The sequence below is a fragment of the Dokdonia sp. Dokd-P16 genome (genome assembly GCF_003095655.1).
In the GTDB taxonomy this organism is placed as follows: Bacteria; Bacteroidota; Bacteroidia; order Flavobacteriales; family Flavobacteriaceae; genus Dokdonia.
Genome location: NZ_CP029151.1, coordinates 1,002,283 through 1,019,488 on the forward strand (window position 1 = coordinate 1,002,283; position 17,206 = coordinate 1,019,488).

Sequence of the window (17,206 nt, forward strand, 5' to 3'; positions counted from 1 at the left end):
TAAAGGCTAGTGATACATAATAAAAATGCGAGCCTGCACAGGCTCGCATTTTTGCTTTGTAGCAACTTCATAATATAAAAGATTAGGAATACCCAAAACCTTTTAAAATGAAAAAACCAGCCTAAAAGGCTGGTTTTTGTCGGGGTAGCAAGATTCGAACTTGCGACCTCCTCGTCCCAAACGAGGCGCGATAACCGGGCTACGCTATACCCCGAGTATTTAACGGGGTGCAAATATAATAAAATCTATTATATAATCACAAACTTTATTGACCAATTATTTTAAAATTTACTCTATTCTTATATAACTCTCGCCTTCTGTTCTATTTCCATCTTCGTCTAGCTGTATTTGCTGGTAGCTATTTACTCCCATCACTAGCTCAAATCTAAAAATTTGAGTCGTATCTACTATATTCATCATAGGCCCAGAAGCGTATTCCAACCGCTCTACTAGAAAACCATCTGTCACCTTATATGTCCCATACCCAAACCACTCATTACTATCTGAAGGATCGTTACGCGTCCACATCACCTTCCCTTTGCTATACATCTTAACCTGCCTATAGCCATTCTCATTGGGCAACATTTCTGAGAGCATCCCATTTTCATACATCTGCTGGTTTTCTAATTCCCACACGCCTTCTAAGACCATCGCAGGTTCATCGGTATTCAATCCATCACTTGTTAAAAGTGTAGCACCCATCACATAAAAGCAAAGCATCATTAGTGTTTTCATAATATTTGGGTTTAGTTAATAATTTATTTTTCAACACTTTAAGGTACGAAAAAATTAATAAGATATGCGTTGAGCGTTTTTTTGAACCCCGCTATTTCCCTAATGATTACGCTTTATTATATTTACGCACATAAAAACGGGTAGTAGCTTAGTCCGGTTAAAGTGCTGGTCTGGGGGACCAGAGATCGGAGGTTCGAATCCTCTCTACCCGACTTTAAGTAGATACGTAGTGTTTATTTTACGCTTTCGCGAAAGCGTACTCCTCTCAACCCTATTAATCTCAGTCTTTTTTAAGATATTTAACCTGTGAATACAAGACAGCGTTTAGACAGAGCTTACAAAGCAGCAAAGGAAATACCATTTTCTGATGCCGATAAACTAGTTTTCTTTTCTGACTGTCACCGCGGAGACAAAAGCTTTGCCGATGATTTTGCGCGCAATGAGAATATCTATTACCACGCCTTAAAACATTATTACAAGGAAGGGTTTACCTACTATGAACTAGGAGATGGTGATGAGCTATGGGAAAACAATTCCTTTGAAAGCATCTTACGTGCTCATAAAAACGTCTATACGTTACTCCAGAAGTTTCACTTTGAAAATCGACTTCACCTCATCTGGGGAAATCACGATATGGTATATCGCGATAAAAACTACGTTCAAAAACATTTAAGCACCTATTTTGACCCAAAAGACGGCAGAGAAGAGGTTTTATTTAAAAATCTAGAGTATCATGAGGCATTGATATTAAAACATCGGGAAAGCGCTCAAGAACTCTTTTTATGCCATGGTCATCAAGCCGACTGGCTCAATTATCACGGGTGGCGTTTTAATAGATTTCTAGTTAGAATCTTATGGAAACCACTTCAAATATTTGGTATCTCTGATCCTACGAGTCCTGCAAAAAATTACAAAGAGCTTATAAAAGTAGAGCGCCGTATTAAAAAGTGGATTACCGAAAATAATAATCTACTCACCATTGTAGGGCATACGCATAGACCTCGTTTTCCTGAGCCAGGAGATATTGCTTTTTTTAATGATGGTAGTTGTGTTCACCCGCGTAGCATCACAGGTTTAGAAATAGAAAATGGCGCCATCTCTCTTATAAAATGGCATATTACCACGACAGAAGAAGGTCACCTCCATGTAAATCGCGTGCTACTAGAAGGGCCTCAAAAAATAAGGGATTATAAAACTAGCTAGTTTTATAATCCCCATGTATAATTTCTAATACGATATTTTAGTGCTACTCTTCTGGCGCAAGTGTTACTCGTAATCCATCCATTTCAGGATGTATATGAAGCTGGCAACCTAAACGGCTATTATCTTCTACATGAAAGGCTTCTGCAAGCATTGCTTGCTCGTCATCACTCATCTCTGGCAAGACGTGATCACTCTCAACATAACACTGGCAAGAAGCACACATTGCCATACCGCCACAAATACCTATGGTACCTTCTGGAGCGAGCTCATAAGAGCGCACAACCTCCATTAAGTTCATATTCATATCTGTAGGAGCATCAATCTCGTGAGCTACGCCATCGCGATCTGTGATTGTAATTTTAATATCTGTCATGGATAGCGATTTATACTGTAATACTTATAAGATTCACCTATTGCTAGTCTATTGCTTTAACTACAGCTTTAGGAGCTTCTTTCTTTGTTCCATCAAAGCCTGTTACTCCACCTACAGTTGTATATTTCATTACATAACGCTTATCTGGAAAGATGCGCTGGTAGGCACTCTGACACATTAACGTCGCTTCGTGAAAACCACAAAGAATTAACTTCAATTTACCAGGATACGTATTTACATCTCCTATTGCATAAATACCTGGGATGTTCGTTTGATAATCTAAACTATTATCCACTTTAATAGCATTTTTCTCAATCTCTAGTCCCCAGTCTCCTATAGGACCTAATTTTGGTGCAAGTCCAAAAAGCGGTATAAAGTGATCACAAGGCTCATTAAAAGTATCTTCACCTTGCTTAATAGTCACTCCGCTTACATGCGCATCCCCTAGTACATCAACTACCTCTGCAGGAGTGATTAATTTAATGCGTCCTTGATTTTTGAGTTCTTGAACTTTCTCCACACTATCAAGAGCACCACGGAATTCATTACGACGGTGCACTAGTGTAACCTCACTAGCAACATCTGCTAGAAAAATACTCCAATCCAAGGCACTATCTCCACCACCAGCAATAATCACTTTCTTATCACGGTACAACTCAGGATCTCGTATAATATACTCTACCCCGATATCTTCGTAACTCGCAATATTAGGTATAGGTGGTTTACGAGGCTCAAAACTCCCTAAACCTCCTGCAATTGCAACTACAGGTGCGTGGTGTTTTGTTCCTTTATTTGTGGTTACTATAAAGCTGCCATCCTCTTGTTTATCTATAGTTTGAGCACGCTCACCTAATGTAAATCCAGGCTGGAAAGGCTCTATTTGCTTCATTAAATTATCTACAAGATCTCCTGCAAGCACTTCTGGAAATGCAGGGATATCATAAATAGGCTTCTTAGGATAAATCTCAGAACACTGCCCTCCTGGTTGAGGAAGTGCGTCAATAAGATGACATTTTAACTTTAATAATCCTGCTTCAAAAACGGTAAAAAGCCCTGTAGGACCAGCACCTATAATGAGTATATCTGTTTTAATCATTGATTCTTATTAATACGCTTTCGCGAAAGCAAAAATAAACACATCCTCTTTCTAAGAAAATGACCTTTATCAATCTTACGCCTTAACATTAATAACTTCTTCTATCTGTGGAGCAAATTTTTTAATAGTCATCTCCACACCACTTTTAAGTGTCATTTGATTTACAGAGCATCCTACGCAAGCTCCTTGCAATTGAACACGTACAATTGTATCGTTTTCTATACCTAAAAGGGTAATATCTCCACCATCACTCTGTAAAAATGGACGAATTTCTTCTAGTGCATCTTCTACTTTCTGGGTTAACTCTGCTCCGGTCATAATTAATTCTTTACAGCAGAACAACCTGCCATGGTAGTAATCTTTATAGCCTCTGTTGCAGGTAAGTTTTTATTACGTCTTACCGTTTCTTCAACTACATTTTTAGTAAGCTCGTCAAAGGCTAGCATTGTAGGCGTATTTGCTTGTAATGCAGCTGGACGACCTATATCTCCCGCTTCACGTATACTTTGTACTAGTGGTATCTCTCCTAGTAAGCGCACTCCTAAATCTTCGGCAAGGTGTTTTGCTCCTTCTTTTCCAAAGATGTAGTATTTATTGTCTGGCAACTCATCTGGTGTGAAATAAGCCATGTTCTCTACGATACCAAGTACTGGCACATTAATACTCTCTTGTTGAAACATCGCTACACCTTTCTTTGCATCTGCAAGTGCCACATTTTGTGGTGTACTTACAACAACAGCACCTGTGATAGGTAGTGATTGCATAATACTCAAGTGTATATCTCCAGTTCCTGGAGGAAGGTCTAGCAGTAAGAAATCTAGTTCTCCCCAAGCAGCATCAAAAATCATTTGATTTAAAGCTTTTGCCGCCATAGGTCCTCTCCAGATAACTGCTTGATCTGGCTTAGTAAAAAATCCAATTGAAAGTACTTTTACTCCGTAGCTCTCTACAGGCTTCATTTTTGACTTCCCATCTACAGTAACAGAAAGTGGTCTCTCGTTTGCTACGTCAAACATAATAGGGACAGAAGGACCGTAAATATCTGCATCTAGAATTCCTACTTTGAATCCCATCTTTGCAAGTGTTACTGCAATATTTGATGTTACTGTAGATTTACCTACACCTCCTTTTCCAGAAGCAATAGCTACAATATTTTTAATACCAGGAATATCCTTTCCTTTTATCTCGTTACTTTCATCTTTGGCTGGTGCGTTGACTTTTACATTAACCTTCACTTGTGCTTTTGCAAACACCTTATCGTGTATGGTTTTCATAATATCAACCTCTGTTTTTTTACGTGCTTGTAGTGTTGGGTTATTGATAGTAATATCTACTATCACCTCATCACCAAATGTAAGTACGTTTGTAACAGCACCACTATCTACCATATTTTCTCCAGCACCTGGAGCTGTTATGGTTTTTAAAGCCTCAAGAATATCGTTTTTTTGTAGTTTCATTGTCGTGTTTAAGCAATTCTGAATAATCTCTAATTAGATTGATTCTAAATGCAAAGATACAACCGCAAGGAGGTATATTCCAACCTTTGAAATTTCAAATAATTTGACATTTCAAGTTTAATTAATCCTTAAATAATACATTGAATTTTAAAGGTTCTCCCTCAAGTTTCATAAGTCTTGAGACAACTCCATACTAGGATCCCAAAAGTGTTTTTTAAAAGCTACAATTTTATCATCTACCACTTCTACTCCTTCATTTTCCAGCAGCTGCTGCATGAGGTTAGTTTGCGGAAAGTGATGCTTACCAGTGAGTAATCCCACACGATTTACAACTCTATGGGCAGGAACTTCACTATGCGTGTGTGCCCCATTCATTGCCCATCCTACCATGCGGCTACTTCTCGCTGCCCCTAGATACTTTGCGATGGCTCCATAACTGGTTACACGGCCATAAGGTATCTGGGCTGCGACAGCATAGACCTTTGTAAAAAAGTTTTCGGTTTTTGGGGCGTAATTCATTCGAAGTATATGGTTCTTACCAGTGTAATGATCATGAGTATCACCATGAGACACGCCATAAAATAATTAGAATACTTTGTAAACGTAGTTGCCCTATTTTGAATTCTAGCAAAAAATATCACATAAAAATATAATGCTGTAAAGGTGCCCAATGCTGCTGCTAGCACAAAAAAGGCAATAGCAACAATATCATATTCTACCTTACCACTCACATTTAATGCAGCTCCTAGTGCACAGAAATATGGTATAGGTAAAATATTAAGCGCCGAAATCATCATCCCTTTACCAAGACTCTTAAGTCCTCTGTTTTTAGAAAGCTTGACTTTAGGAACTTTTCCGCGCTTTGCTTTCATAAAAAAGAACACTGCCATAATCAAGAAGATTACAAGTCCTGTTCTTAATAACATGTTCTGTACAAATGGATTGCCAAAAATATATTTGGCCAGTAATACCGCAATAAGTGCTTGTATGATTACAATAAATGAAGCACCAATAGCGACCAGCAATCCATTATTACGACCACGCTCTACGCAAGTTTTTGCAACCGACATATTGATTAGACCAGGAGGGATAACTCCTGCTAAAGCAGCAAAGAATGTGATTAAGAAGAGTTTTGTTATCTCCAAGGCTAGCGTTTACTTAACTCTAAATTTAATATAAGTAATTGGTTTTCCTTGTTCTAGATATTGTTTTTCGTAAAAAGTTTGAATACCTACCACTTCCTTAGGAGAATATTCATTCTTGTATACATTATGATTTGCCTCTAAAATCTCGTGACCTTCACCGTGAAGTAGTCCTAGGGTATATCCATGCATAAACTCAGAGTCTGTTTTTAAGTTTACACACCCATCTGGTTTAAGCACACGCTTATACTTTTGGAGAAACTCCGTATTAGTCATTCTGTGTTTTGTACGCTTGTACTTAATTTGAGGATCTGGAAAAGTAATCCATATTTCATCTATTTCCGCTTTCGCGAAAGCGTGCTCTATCAACTCAATTTGCGTACGCATAAAACCTACGTTAGTCAAGTTATCTTCGATAGCGGTTTTTGCTCCTCTCCAAAAACGGGCACCTTTGATGTCAATACCTACAAAGTTTTTATCTGGATATGATTGTGCAAGACCCACAGAATATTCCCCCTTACCACAGCCTAGCTCGACCACAATAGGGTTATCATTCTTAAAAAAGTCCTTATTCCATTTACCCTTTAATGGGAATGTACCATCTACGAGTTCTTCTCTCGTAGGTTGTACTACATTTGAAAAAGTCTCATTTTCTCTAAAACGCTTAAGCTTATTTTTACTTCCCACAGGTATATTTAATGTTTTGGTAAAATTAAGGAAACTTTTAGTAGTTAGAAGTGTTAGATATTTGCATTGTGAATTATAAAAAACACATACTAGTTGCACCCCTCAACTGGGGACTGGGTCACGCTACGCGATGCATCCCTATAATTCGCACCTTAACTTTTCATAATTATAAAGTAACAATCGCTAGTGATGGCCAAGCGTTGAAACTGCTTACAAAGGAATTTCCAAAGCTTGCTACCGTCACTTTACCTTCATATAACATTGAGTACTCTGAGAAAGGATCGCATTTTAAAAGAAAATTAATTGCAGATCTCCCTTCCATAAGAAGAACCATAAAAGAGGAGCATAGAGACCTTGAGGAACTTATCTATAAGTTAGGTATAGATGGTGTGATTTCTGACAATAGACTTGGACTATACACTAAAAAGGTGCCCTGTGTGATTATAAGCCACCAGCTGCAGGTCTTGAGTGGTAAAACCACTTGGTTCTCATCTGCCGCACATAGAATGTATCTCCAAAGATTTAATGAATGCTGGGTTCCTGATGTAGCCGGTGATATAAATTTAAGTGGCGTCTTAGGGCATCCACAAAAAAAACTATCTATCCCTACTAAATATATAGGCCCTTTGAGCAGAATGAAATCTTCTGAAGAAGAAATTATATATGACTATATCGCTGTGCTATCTGGACCAGAACCACAGCGCACTATGCTTGAAGGCATTATTATCGCACTTTTTAAGAAAGCCAGCGTAAAACTACTTATTGTGCAAGGAAAGGTCTCCACCGAAGAGGAGATTGATAAAATAGGCGCTAATATCAAGGTTGTAAACTTTCTAACAACGGCTGCATTAGAAAAAGCGATTAATCAAAGTAGATATGTGATTGCTCGATCTGGATATACCACAATCATGGACCTTGCTGTAATGAGAAAAAAGGTGTTTTTTATACCTACACCTGGTCAAACTGAACAAGAATATCTCGCCGAATTATTAAAATCAAAAAAGATTGCTCCCTACTGTACGCAAGACAGCTTTAAGAGTAAAGAGTTACCAAGATTAAAAGTGTATCCTGGCTTTGAGCAAGGGATACCTGCTCATGATTTAACTCAATTCTTCGGCCTTTTCAATGGTGAAGGAGAACTCAGAACCCACTCCAAATTCGCTTTCAACATACACTCTTTCTTCATGCGCTTCAATGATGTGCTTGACAATAGAGAGGCCTAATCCTGATCCACCCACCTTACGGTTACCAGATTTATCTACACGATAAAAACGCTCAAAAAGCCTAGGTATATGTACACTTTCCACACCTTCTCCATTATCTGTAATACGCACGAGGACTTTATTCTGGATTAAGTCTTGTACACTTACTTCTGTCGTTCCGTTTTCTTTACCGTACTTAATGGAGTTCTCTATAAGATTAGTAAGTAACTGCTGTATGCGCTCCTTATCTGCATTGACCATCACACCCTCATCATAAGGCGCATCAAAAGCAAGTGTGATATTTCTCTTTGCAGCCTTCATTTCTAGCATTTCAAAAGTGCTGCCTACTAACTCAATAATATCAAAATACTCGTAATTAATGTTGAGATCGCCCACTTCAAGCTTTGTAATCATATCTAGATCATTTACTAGATATATGAGCCGCTCCACTCCTTTATCTGCCCGTTCAAGATACTTTTTACGTACAGCTTTATCATTCATTGCTCCATCTAATAATGTAAGAATGTAACCCTGTACTGTAAAAAGTGGAGTTTTTAATTCGTGCGCCACGTTTCCTAGAAAATCTCGTCTATATTCATCTTGGATACGTAGCGATGATATTTCGATTTTCTTACGTTTTGCATAACGTTCTACCTCCTCAGATAAGGAAGCCATGTCTGTAGTTATATTATCCGGTGTAAAGCTTACGTCCTCAAGAAGTTTTATGTTATCATAAATCTCCTTTACTCCCCTGATAATAAAAAACTGCGTTCTATAATGGATGATTAAAAAAGAAATCACAAAGCATAGCCCAACACCAACTACTGGAGCCTTCCAAGATGGCTCGCCATCACGGAATAACTCAAGCATTACAATTAGTATCGCAAATACTATCGATATGTAACTCGCTGTAATAAGAGAGAATGAGTAAGACTGCTTATCTCCTGCGGCCATTACATTACAAATTTATAGCCTACACCTTTTACTGTCTTAAATGATGCATCTCCTATTTTTTCTCTAAGCTTACGTATGTGCACATCTATCGTTCTACCACCTACTACAACTTCAAGACCCCAGACTTTATCAAGTATATCTTCACGAGTAAAGACTTTACCTGGTTTTGAGGTTAATAATGATAATAATTCGAACTCTTTGCGTGGTAGAGACAGTTCTTCTTTGCCTTTGTATACTTTATATTCTTCTCTATTTATTACCAAGTTACCCACTTTTGTAATTTGAGAAGAAACCTCCTCTTCCTTAAACCTACGCAGTAATGCTTTCACTTTACTTACTAACACTTTAGGCTTAATAGGCTTTGTGATATAATCATCTGCTCCCGCATCAAATCCTGCTACTTGAGAATAATCTTCTCCCCTAGCGGTAAAGAATGTGATGATAGTTTGATCGAGATCACTATTTGCACGTATTACTTCACAAGCTTCTATACCATCCATCTCTGGCATCATCACATCAAGAATAATTAAATGAGGTGAGTGTTTTTTTGCCAGTTTTACAGCTTCTACACCGTTTGACCCAGTTATCACTTGGTAACCTTCATTAGATAAATTATAACCTACTATTTCAAGAATATCCGGTTCATCGTCTACAAGAAGTATTTTTAGGTCCTTTTTTTTCATGCTCTAAATATTATATGCCTAGTGTAAATATACGTTGTTTTAGTCTTTTGATATACCCTGCAATGTATTAGCAAAATTGCCCGTTCTCATGTTAAGAGCATTAAGATTTCGTTAAGCTTTCCTACAACCACAATTATTGGCAAGGTAAAATTAAATCATTTAACTACATGATTAACAACACCTCACTTGTAAAAAAATATTTTACAAAAGCAGACAATCGTCTTAAAAAACATTCACCTATCATTAAACTTCTTAAAAAACTAGCTTGAGTACGGGTAGATATGTTTTATATCTTTGCACAAACACTATTCTCAATGCCCCAACAGTCTATTTTTGATATCACTACAGCTCCACAATTTGAAGAAGCTGCTCTGGAGACATTTCGTTTTCAATTTGAGAATAATAGCACTTACAGATCTTTTTGTGACTTGCTATACAAACACCCTAGTGAGATAAAAAGAAGTAGAGATATTCCTTTTTTACCTATTCAATTTTTTAAATCGCATACCATTCTCACATCTGGATCAGAGACTTCGGTTGTTTTTAGTAGTAGTGGGACTACGGGGAGCATCACTAGCAAGCACCACGTTGCAGACTTGAGCTTGTATGAGGATAGTTTTAGGCACGCTTTCGCGAAAGCGTATGGAAACCCAAAAGATTATGTAATCCTAGCATTACTACCTTCCTATCTAGAAAGATCTGGATCTTCCCTCATATATATGGTGGATGACTTAATAAAGACTAGCGAACACCCTGACAGTGGTTTTTATTTAAACAACCTCAACGAACTTGCAAATAAACTAGACTCACTAGACAAGGCAGGGCAAAAAGTATTACTTATAGGTGTGTCGTTTGCGCTATTAGACTTGGTAGAATCTCACCGCTTTAACCTCAAGAATACTATCATAATGGAAACTGGTGGTATGAAAGGACGTCGCAAAGAATTAGTGCGTAATGAGCTGCATGAAATACTTTGCAAAGGCTTTGGCGTAAGTTCAATACATAGTGAATATGGGATGACTGAGTTATTGAGTCAAGGCTATTCTAATGGAAAAGGAATATTTACCACGCCTCCGTGGATGAAAGTATATACTCGAGATACAGAAGATGCACTAAGCTTACTAGAAGGCACAAAAACCGGTGGCCTCAATGTAATTGACCTAGCAAATAGATTTTCTTGCCCATTTATAGCAACTCAAGATCTTGGACGAGTATACAAGGATGGGAGCTTTACCGTAATAGGCCGTTTTGACAACTCAGACATACGCGGCTGTAACCTGATGTCCCTGTAAAATGTAAACTTGCTAAAACTAATACGACTTACTTTACGTACGTATTACTAAAATAGCAAGTTTATGAGATCACTATCATTTATTCTTCTGGCATTATTTACAATTGCCGCTACCGCTCAAAAGACAGATTACAATCTTAAAAAAGGATATGTAGCCGAAGGGTATGATGTTACAGAGTACTTTAATAATACTGCAGTAGAAGGAAATAAAGAATTCACCACAACATATGATGGTGCAAAATTCCAATTTGCAAGCCAAGAAAACTTAGAAGCTTTTAAAAAATCTCCAAAAAAGTTTATCCCTCAATACGGAGGATACTGTGCCTACGCTATTGCAGATAAAGGGAAAAAAGTATCTATAGATCCAGAAACTTTTGAGATAAGAGATGGTAAACTATATCTCTTTTATAACTCTTGGGGAGTAAATACCTTAGAGAAGTGGAATGAAGAAGGAGCGACTACTTTAAAGAAAAAAGCAGATATTGAGTGGGAAAGTGTAAGGACTAAAAATTAAGAACGACTTTATAATAGATTGGTTAGTTAGTTAGAAAGCCCCAGATGTTCACTTGAACTCTGGGGCTTTCATATTTCTATAAATAAAGTTTTTATCCCAACTAGACTGCTCTAATAACAAAGTAGTTTTTCTTACCTCTTTGAAGTAAGACAAAGGTTTCATTTATTAAATCTGTAGTCTGGATGGTATAATCCTCCCCTACTTTTTCCTTATTTATCGAGATTGAATTTTCTTTAAGTGCACGTCTCGCTTCTCCATTAGATTTTAAGAATCCAGTTTTTTCTGCAAGAGCTGCGATAATATCTAATCCAGCTTCTATTTCAGATTTTTCAATCTCTGCTTGTGGTACACCTTCAAAAACATCTAAAAATGTCGCCTCATCAAGAGACTTTAGATCATCACTTGTACTTTTACCAAATAATATATTTGATGCCGCAATTGCTTTCTCTAGCGCCTCTGCGTCGTGAACCGTTGTGGTTACTTCTTCTGCTAGTCGCTTTTGTAAAGCTCTCTCGTGTGGTGCATCTTTATGAGCCGCAACAAGTGCTTCAATTTCTTCTTTATCTAAAAAAGTAAAGATTTTAATATACTTCTCTGCATCCTCATCTGTTGTATTTAACCAGTACTGGTAAAATTTATATGGAGATGTTCGTTTTGCGTCTAGCCATACATTTCCTCCCTCACTTTTTCCAAATTTACTTCCATCAGATTTTGTGATAAGCGGGCAGGTAAGTGCATATCCTTTTCCGCCTCCTATACGGCGTACTAATTCTGTACCCGTAGTAATGTTACCCCACTGGTCACTTCCTCCCATTTGGAGTGTGATTCCTTCGTTTTTATATAAATGCAAGAAGTCATATCCTTGTACCATCTGGTACGTAAACTCTGTAAATGACATACCATCTGCATCTTCACCAGTAAGTCGGTTTTTTACAGAATCTTTTGCCATCATATAATTAACCGTAATATGCTTACCTACATCACGAATAAAGTCAAGAAAAGAAAACTCCTTCATCCAGTCAAAGTTATTTACTAAAAGTGCCTGATTTTTTGCGCCAGAAGTAAAATCAAGAAACTGTGATAATTGTTTTTTCACACATTCTTGGTTATGACGTAATGTTTTCTCATCAAGAAGATTACGCTCAGAAGATTTTCCAGATGGATCTCCTATCATACCTGTAGCTCCACCTACTAACGCGACAGGCCTATGACCAGATCTTTGATAATGTGCCAGTAGCATAATAGGAACTAAATTTCCGATGTGTAATGAGTCTGCCGTAGGATCAAAACCTACATATGCAGAGCGCATCGCTTCCATTAAATGTTCCTCTGTTTGTGGCATCACATCGTGTATCATTCCACGCCACTGTAATTCTTCTACAAAATTCTTAATCATTGCTATTGTATTTAGGCAGTAGCAAATATAAAAAGAAGCATGTGACCATGGCTATTGTTTCTCTTAAAAAGACAAATGACGTATGCAGTTCATTTTATTAAGAATTAACTCATGAGATGTATCTTTACCATATGATTTTAGTTACTGGGAGTACTGGACTTGTAGGCAAACATTTACTGTTGAGCCTCACACAAAAAGATCAAAGCGTTAGAGCTTTGTACCGAAGCGAATCTAAGAAGGCGGAGGTTGTTTCTTTTTTTGCTTTCGCGAAAGCGGAATCTCAACTACACCGTATAGATTGGGTTCAAGGAGATATTACAGAAATACCCAGCCTCACTACTGCTTTTAAAGATGTAACCTATGTGTACCATTGCGCGGCACTCATTTCATTTGACCCTTACCAATTTAAGGAGCTCACTAAAACAAATATTGAAGGAACAGCAAATGTTGTAAATCTAAGCCTAGCAAACAATATCAAAAAACTAGTGCATGTAAGCTCTATTGCCACGCTGGCAAGCACACCAAACAGTCCAATTACAGAAGATAATTTCTGGGATCCAGATGCCCTAAACTCAGTATATGCACTCACAAAAAATGGTGCAGAGATGGAAGTATGGAGAGGAACACAAGAAGGATTAAACGCAATTATTTTAAATCCCGGAATCGTAATAGGTGAAGGAAACTACCAGACCGGTAGCGGAAAGTTCTTTAATCATATTCTTGAAGGAAAAGCTTTATATCCCACTGGAGGTAGTGCCGTAATAGATGTAAAAGACTTAGTAGCATTAATGGAGAAAGCTATGAATAGCACCCTAGCACAAGAAAGATATATTGCGACTGCTTACAATGTCACTTATCGTGATTTACTAGAAGAAATAGCAAAGACCTTAGGCAATAAAGCACCTAGTAGACCTCTAAGCAACGGCTTACTGCAATTTTTAAACTTCTTAGACTCGATAAGAGGCATATTTACTCGTAAAAGGCAAATAACTAAAATAGGCTACAAGTCATTGCAAAGACAGACATTGTACAGTAATAATAAAATAATAGAAGCGTTTAATTACATTCCCACTCCGCTAGATGTGACGTTGTCACGTATAGCGCTACACATTAATCAAGCTCGCTAGAATCTTCTTTAACTTGTATCATTTTTCTACTAAAAGTATCAGTAACTAAACGCCTCGGGATCTCTTTAAACTTAGTAGAATCTTTTTGTTTAAATCTTGCTTTTACCTCTTTTGCTTTTAAAGTCCTCAGAGAATCTTGCTCTTTTTTCTGCACTGTTTCTATAGAGTCATTTACTTTTAACTCTGCCTGTACTCTTGCAAGTACTTTTGCGTTTATTCCTTTGTATAAATCTACATCTGCTGTGTAATACGCTAGATTTTGTGCGTACGTAAGACTGTCAATATCAAACTTATCATAAATATAAGTTTCTGGCTGAATTCCTAAAAGTTTAAGTTGCGCAACATTATAACCTCTAGCACTAGATATAAGTACAGATTCATATAATATGCTCTCCATGGTATTCTCATCAATAAAGTTACCTGGCTTTTCTACAGGTGGAATGTCTTGACAACTTATCAAGCATAAAAAACCTAGAAATAAAGCATATAATCCTCTCATTATCTATCAAACGTAAGACGTTCACCAAAAAGTTCATCGTATACCTTAAAGTTTTTATGAGCAAGGCGTCCATTTACAAATGTGTGTGTTATTCTAGACTTAAACGTAGTCCCTTCAAAAGGAGACCAGCCACACTTATAAAGAATATTGTCTTTTTGTACCGTCCAAGGCGCATTTAGGTCTACAAGTACAAGATCTGCTTTATACCCTTTACGTATATATCCTCTTTTTTCTACTTGAAAAAGTATTGCTGGGTTATGACACATCTTCTCTACAATCTTCTCTAAAGAGATTTTCCCTTGATGATAAAACTCTAACATTGCCGGTAATGCATGCTGCACTAGTGGGCCACCACTAGGAGCTTTTGTGTAGACGTTATTTTTTTCTTCTAGAGTATGTGGCGCGTGATCTGTGGCTATGACGTCAATCTTATCATCTAGCAACGCTTGAAATAACTCATCCCTATCCTTAGAAGTTTTTACTGCTGGATTCCATTTAATTTTAGATCCTTTCTCATCGTAATCTTCATCAGAAAACCAAAGATGATGAATACAAACCTCTGCTGTAATTTTCTTTTCGGCTAGTGGGATACTGTTATCAAAGAGCGCTGTTTCTTTACCCGTAGATAAGTGAAAAACGTGAAGTCTCGCTCCAGTTTTCTTTGCTAGCTCTATTGCTCTAGATGAAGATATATAACAAGCTTCCTCGCTTCTTATGATAGGGTGAAGATTCATAGGGATATCATCACCATAGCGCTCTTTATATATCGCTAGGTTTTTTCTAATAGTTTCTTCGTCTTCACAGTGGGTTGAGATAACCATATCTGTAGACTTAAAGATCTTTTCAAGCACAGCCTCATTATCAACTAGCATATTACCTGTAGAGCTACCTAAAAATAATTTAAGTCCCGCGACATTCTTCTTGTCAACTTTTAAAATTTCTTCTAGGTTATCGTTAGTTCCGCCAAACATAAAAGAATAGTTTGCTGCAGACGAATTTGCTGCAATTTCAAACTTCTCTTCAAGTTTTTCAATCGTAGTTGTTTGAGGTACTGTGTTAGGCATTTCAATAAATGATGTAATACCTCCTGCAACGGCAGCCTTAGACTCTGTAGCTATATTTCCTTTATGAGTAAGCCCAGGCTCTCTAAAGTGCACTTGATCATCAATCACTCCAGGTATAAGGTAAGTACCCTCTGCATCAAAAATATGCACGTCACCAGATTTTGCACTTATACTCTCTGCAATTTCTTCTATAACACCATTATGTATTAACACGTCACCTCTAAAGATGGTTCCTTCGTTAACAATATGAGCATCTTTTATTAAAATCTTTTCCATAATTATTTTTTAAAAAGATGTTGTAATCGCATTTTAACAACACCAAAAATCGCCTCAGAAATAATACCTGAACTCATTTTACTCTCACCTTTAGTTCTATCTGTAAACACCACAGGAACCTCAACTATTTTAAACTTTTTAAGATATGCTTTATACTTCATTTCTATTTGAAACGCATAACCTACAAATTTAATATTCTCTAGATCTATTGCTCTAAGTACCTTATGATGATAACAAATAAAGCCAGCCGTAGTATCATAGATATCCATCCTTGTAATAAACCTCACATATCTTGAGGCTCCCCAAGAAAGTAAAACTCTCCCCATAGGCCAGTTTACCACATTAACTCCCGTTACATATCTAGACCCAATAGCAAGGTCTGCACCATCTTTAATACAAGCATTATAAAGCCTGATTAAATCATTAGGGTTGTGTGAAAAATCTGCATCCATCTCAAAAATATATTCATATTCTTGATTAAGTGCCCATTTAAAACCCGCTATATATGCAGTCCCTAACCCATTTTTTTTAGGCCTATTTAAAAGAAATAATTTCTCTTTATATAGTTCTTGAAGTTCTTTTACCTTGGCTGCTGTTCCATCTGGAGAGTTATCATCAACCACTAAAATATGGAAAGCGCGTTGTAACGCAAATATATTGCGCAACAGCCTCTCTATATTTTCAATTTCGTTGTAGGTGGGTATGATAACTACAGCGTTTGCCATGCAATCTTGTTTGAGGCAAATGTACTTATTTTAATAAGGTCATTACACCTCAGGAGCACCTTTTGGTATAATTTGTAGTATTTTTAACGCTCTAAAAAAACTCCTCAATTTGGAAAGTAGCCTACGTCTTATTACATATCAAAACTGGATAACAATAATCATTGTAAGTTGTGTCATATTACTAGCTGCTACCAAGTTTTTTTATCAAGCAAGATTTTCAGATTTTTTAAATATAGTAGGTGCAGATCGTTTTTTCAGCACAAGATCGAAGGGTGTTTTTATATTACACCCCTTACAAGTTGTATTACTCGTCATACAATTTATAGGTATTTCTCTTTTGATTTACTTAGCATACTGCTCATTACTAAATCTCCCTTATTCAGAGAACTTCGACATTTTCAAGTATATCTTTTTGGGATACTCCGTCTTTGAGATTGTAAAATTCTTACTAGAACGATTTATAGCATATGTTTTAAATTTTGACAAAAAAACGCAGTCCTTTTTTTACAAGCGACTTAATGTAAAACACCTTTTAGGCCTGTTTGCTCTTTTAGGAAGCGCCTTTATCGTGTACCAACTACAAATTCCTTTTTATTTCATTTACAGCATCCTAGGTATAATCATTACTATTTACACTATTTCGCAATTTTGGCTCATCCGTAAATACAAGAGTGACTTTTTTAGGTTTCCTTTTTATTTTATTTTGTATTTTTGCACTCTCGAAATTGGACCCTACTTTATTTTGTACTCATTCATCGCAAAACAGTAACCCAATTAAAAAA

The 17,206-nt window shown here is 37.0% G+C and carries 19 protein-coding genes, 2 tRNA genes and 1 pseudogene; 7 read left to right on the forward strand and 15 right to left on the reverse strand.

The window, feature by feature from the left end; all coding sequences use genetic code 11:
• Window positions 1-139: 139 nt before the first annotated feature.
• Both DCS32_RS04530 and DCS32_RS04535 read right to left on the reverse strand, forming a co-directional pair.
• Window positions 140-214: transfer RNA gene (locus tag DCS32_RS04530), tRNA-Pro, on the reverse strand.
• A gap of 74 nt (window positions 215-288) precedes the next feature.
• Window positions 289-735, reverse strand: coding sequence for a hypothetical protein (locus tag DCS32_RS04535; protein WP_239057562.1), 447 nt, complete (start codon window positions 733-735; stop codon window positions 289-291).
• A gap of 137 nt (window positions 736-872) precedes the next feature.
• On the opposite strand from DCS32_RS04535, the gene DCS32_RS04540 reads away from it, so the two are divergent.
• Together DCS32_RS04540 and DCS32_RS04545 are read left to right on the forward strand one after the other, a co-directional pair.
• Window positions 873-947: transfer RNA gene (locus DCS32_RS04540), tRNA-Pro, on the forward strand.
• Between the two features lie 94 nt (window positions 948-1,041).
• Complete coding sequence (locus DCS32_RS04545) at window positions 1,042-1,938, forward strand: metallophosphoesterase family protein (RefSeq protein WP_108877187.1); 897 nt, start codon at window positions 1,042-1,044, stop codon at window positions 1,936-1,938.
• 43 nt (window positions 1,939-1,981) lie between these two features.
• On the opposite strand, the gene DCS32_RS04550 is transcribed toward DCS32_RS04545, so the two are convergent.
• From DCS32_RS04550 to trmB, 7 genes are all read right to left on the reverse strand, one after another.
• On the reverse strand, window positions 1,982-2,311 hold the full coding sequence (locus tag DCS32_RS04550) for a 2Fe-2S iron-sulfur cluster-binding protein (protein ID WP_108877188.1): 330 nt from the start codon (window positions 2,309-2,311) through the stop codon (window positions 1,982-1,984).
• 43 nt (window positions 2,312-2,354) lie between these two features.
• Complete coding sequence (locus tag DCS32_RS04555) at window positions 2,355-3,407, reverse strand: NAD(P)/FAD-dependent oxidoreductase (protein ID WP_108877189.1); 1,053 nt, start codon at window positions 3,405-3,407, stop codon at window positions 2,355-2,357.
• A gap of 75 nt (window positions 3,408-3,482) precedes the next feature.
• On the reverse strand, window positions 3,483-3,725 hold the full coding sequence (locus tag DCS32_RS04560; RefSeq protein ID WP_108877190.1) for a NifU family protein: 243 nt from the start codon (window positions 3,723-3,725) through the stop codon (window positions 3,483-3,485).
• A 2-nt stretch (window positions 3,726-3,727) separates the two neighbouring features.
• Window positions 3,728-4,864 (reverse strand): Mrp/NBP35 family ATP-binding protein, encoded by a 1,137-nt coding sequence (locus DCS32_RS04565; RefSeq protein WP_108877191.1) that lies wholly within the window; start codon window positions 4,862-4,864, stop codon window positions 3,728-3,730.
• Window positions 4,865-5,032: 168 nt separating this feature from the next.
• Complete coding sequence (locus DCS32_RS04570; protein ID WP_108877192.1) at window positions 5,033-5,383, reverse strand: MGMT family protein; 351 nt, start codon at window positions 5,381-5,383, stop codon at window positions 5,033-5,035.
• Window positions 5,380-6,009: a LysE family translocator gene (locus DCS32_RS04575; RefSeq protein WP_108877193.1), complete on the reverse strand. Its 630-nt coding sequence runs from the start codon at window positions 6,007-6,009 to the stop codon at window positions 5,380-5,382. The genes DCS32_RS04570 and DCS32_RS04575 overlap by 4 nt, the downstream gene beginning before the upstream one ends.
• A gap of 9 nt (window positions 6,010-6,018) precedes the next feature.
• Window positions 6,019-6,693: a tRNA (guanosine(46)-N7)-methyltransferase TrmB gene (trmB, locus tag DCS32_RS04580; protein WP_013750960.1), complete on the reverse strand. Its 675-nt coding sequence runs from the start codon at window positions 6,691-6,693 to the stop codon at window positions 6,019-6,021.
• 707 nt (window positions 6,694-7,400) lie between these two features.
• On the opposite strand from trmB, the pseudogene DCS32_RS16200 reads away from it, so the two are divergent.
• Window positions 7,401-7,682 (forward strand): annotated as a pseudogene (locus DCS32_RS16200) (glycosyltransferase); the annotation flags it as partial.
• 111 nt (window positions 7,683-7,793) lie between these two features.
• On the opposite strand, the gene DCS32_RS04590 reads toward DCS32_RS16200, so the two are convergent.
• Together DCS32_RS04590 and DCS32_RS04595 are read right to left on the reverse strand one after the other, a co-directional pair.
• On the reverse strand, window positions 7,794-8,849 hold the full coding sequence (locus DCS32_RS04590) for a sensor histidine kinase (RefSeq protein WP_108877194.1): 1,056 nt from the start codon (window positions 8,847-8,849) through the stop codon (window positions 7,794-7,796).
• A complete protein-coding gene (locus tag DCS32_RS04595) occupies window positions 8,849-9,532 on the reverse strand; it encodes a response regulator transcription factor (RefSeq protein WP_108877195.1) in 684 nt (227 codons plus the stop codon). The genes DCS32_RS04590 and DCS32_RS04595 overlap by 1 nt, the downstream gene beginning before the upstream one ends.
• A gap of 314 nt (window positions 9,533-9,846) precedes the next feature.
• Here DCS32_RS04595 and DCS32_RS04600 point away from each other — a divergent pair, with 314 nt between their 5' ends.
• Together DCS32_RS04600 and DCS32_RS04605 are read left to right on the forward strand one after the other, a co-directional pair.
• The gene (locus DCS32_RS04600; RefSeq protein ID WP_108879237.1) at window positions 9,847-10,824 is read left to right on the forward strand and encodes an acyl transferase; all 978 of its coding nucleotides are present in this window, start codon (window positions 9,847-9,849) and stop codon (window positions 10,822-10,824) included.
• 63 nt (window positions 10,825-10,887) lie between these two features.
• Window positions 10,888-11,337, forward strand: a complete 450-nt coding sequence (locus DCS32_RS04605; protein WP_108877196.1) for a YHS domain-containing (seleno)protein — start codon at window positions 10,888-10,890, stop codon at window positions 11,335-11,337.
• 100 nt (window positions 11,338-11,437) lie between these two features.
• Here DCS32_RS04605 and tyrS read toward each other — a convergent pair whose 3' ends face one another.
• Window positions 11,438-12,733 carry a tyrosine--tRNA ligase gene (tyrS, locus tag DCS32_RS04610; RefSeq protein WP_108877197.1) on the reverse strand — a complete coding sequence of 432 codons (1,296 nt, stop codon included), beginning with the start codon at window positions 12,731-12,733 and terminating at the stop codon, window positions 11,438-11,440.
• A 131-nt stretch (window positions 12,734-12,864) separates the two neighbouring features.
• Here tyrS and DCS32_RS04615 point away from each other — a divergent pair, with 131 nt between their 5' ends.
• Window positions 12,865-13,860, forward strand: a complete 996-nt coding sequence (locus DCS32_RS04615) for an NAD-dependent epimerase/dehydratase family protein (protein ID WP_162533592.1) — start codon at window positions 12,865-12,867, stop codon at window positions 13,858-13,860.
• Here the strand turns inward: DCS32_RS04615 and DCS32_RS04620 are convergent.
• From DCS32_RS04620 to DCS32_RS04630, 3 genes are read right to left on the reverse strand one after another with little or no spacing between them, the layout of a single operon-like run.
• Window positions 13,844-14,359: a DUF4296 domain-containing protein gene (locus DCS32_RS04620; protein WP_108877199.1), complete on the reverse strand. Its 516-nt coding sequence runs from the start codon at window positions 14,357-14,359 to the stop codon at window positions 13,844-13,846. The genes DCS32_RS04615 and DCS32_RS04620 overlap by 17 nt on opposite strands.
• Complete coding sequence (locus DCS32_RS04625) at window positions 14,359-15,699, reverse strand: dihydroorotase (RefSeq protein ID WP_108877200.1); 1,341 nt, start codon at window positions 15,697-15,699, stop codon at window positions 14,359-14,361. Before DCS32_RS04625 ends, DCS32_RS04620 begins: the two co-directional genes overlap by 1 nt.
• Before the next feature lie 2 nt (window positions 15,700-15,701).
• Window positions 15,702-16,424 carry a polyprenol monophosphomannose synthase gene (locus DCS32_RS04630; RefSeq protein WP_108877201.1) on the reverse strand — a complete coding sequence of 241 codons (723 nt, stop codon included), beginning with the start codon at window positions 16,422-16,424 and terminating at the stop codon, window positions 15,702-15,704.
• 109 nt (window positions 16,425-16,533) lie between these two features.
• Here DCS32_RS04630 and DCS32_RS16340 point away from each other — a divergent pair, with 109 nt between their 5' ends.
• Complete coding sequence (locus DCS32_RS16340) at window positions 16,534-17,193, forward strand: DUF4271 domain-containing protein (RefSeq protein WP_162533593.1); 660 nt, start codon at window positions 16,534-16,536, stop codon at window positions 17,191-17,193.
• Window positions 17,194-17,206: the final 13 nt, after the last annotated feature.

Bases quoted from the DNA above. Each gene is read 5' to 3' on its own strand.
- DCS32_RS04615 (WP_162533592.1), top strand. From the start codon at position 12,865: ATGATTTTAGTTACTGGGAGTACTGGACTTGTAGGCAAACATTTACTG.
- DCS32_RS04600 (WP_108879237.1), top strand. From the start codon at position 9,847: ATGCCCCAACAGTCTATTTTTGATATCACTACAGCTCCACAATTTGAA.
- DCS32_RS04605 (WP_108877196.1), top strand. From the start codon at position 10,888: ATGAGATCACTATCATTTATTCTTCTGGCATTATTTACAATTGCCGCT.
- DCS32_RS04595 (WP_108877195.1), bottom strand. From the start codon at position 9,532: ATGAAAAAAAAGGACCTAAAAATACTTCTTGTAGACGATGAACCGGAT.
- tyrS (WP_108877197.1), bottom strand. From the start codon at position 12,733: ATGATTAAGAATTTTGTAGAAGAATTACAGTGGCGTGGAATGATACAC.
- DCS32_RS04590 (WP_108877194.1), bottom strand. From the start codon at position 8,849: ATGGCCGCAGGAGATAAGCAGTCTTACTCATTCTCTCTTATTACAGCG.
- DCS32_RS04560 (WP_108877190.1), bottom strand. From the start codon at position 3,725: ATGACCGGAGCAGAGTTAACCCAGAAAGTAGAAGATGCACTAGAAGAA.
- DCS32_RS04535 (WP_239057562.1), bottom strand. From the start codon at position 735: ATGAAAACACTAATGATGCTTTGCTTTTATGTGATGGGTGCTACACTT.
- DCS32_RS04630 (WP_108877201.1), bottom strand. From the start codon at position 16,424: ATGGCAAACGCTGTAGTTATCATACCCACCTACAACGAAATTGAAAAT.
- DCS32_RS04620 (WP_108877199.1), bottom strand. From the start codon at position 14,359: ATGAGAGGATTATATGCTTTATTTCTAGGTTTTTTATGCTTGATAAGT.
- DCS32_RS04565 (WP_108877191.1), bottom strand. From the start codon at position 4,864: ATGAAACTACAAAAAAACGATATTCTTGAGGCTTTAAAAACCATAACA.
- DCS32_RS04555 (WP_108877189.1), bottom strand. From the start codon at position 3,407: ATGATTAAAACAGATATACTCATTATAGGTGCTGGTCCTACAGGGCTT.
- DCS32_RS04550 (WP_108877188.1), bottom strand. From the start codon at position 2,311: ATGACAGATATTAAAATTACAATCACAGATCGCGATGGCGTAGCTCAC.
- DCS32_RS04570 (WP_108877192.1), bottom strand. From the start codon at position 5,383: ATGAATTACGCCCCAAAAACCGAAAACTTTTTTACAAAGGTCTATGCT.
- DCS32_RS04625 (WP_108877200.1), bottom strand. From the start codon at position 15,699: ATGGAAAAGATTTTAATAAAAGATGCTCATATTGTTAACGAAGGAACC.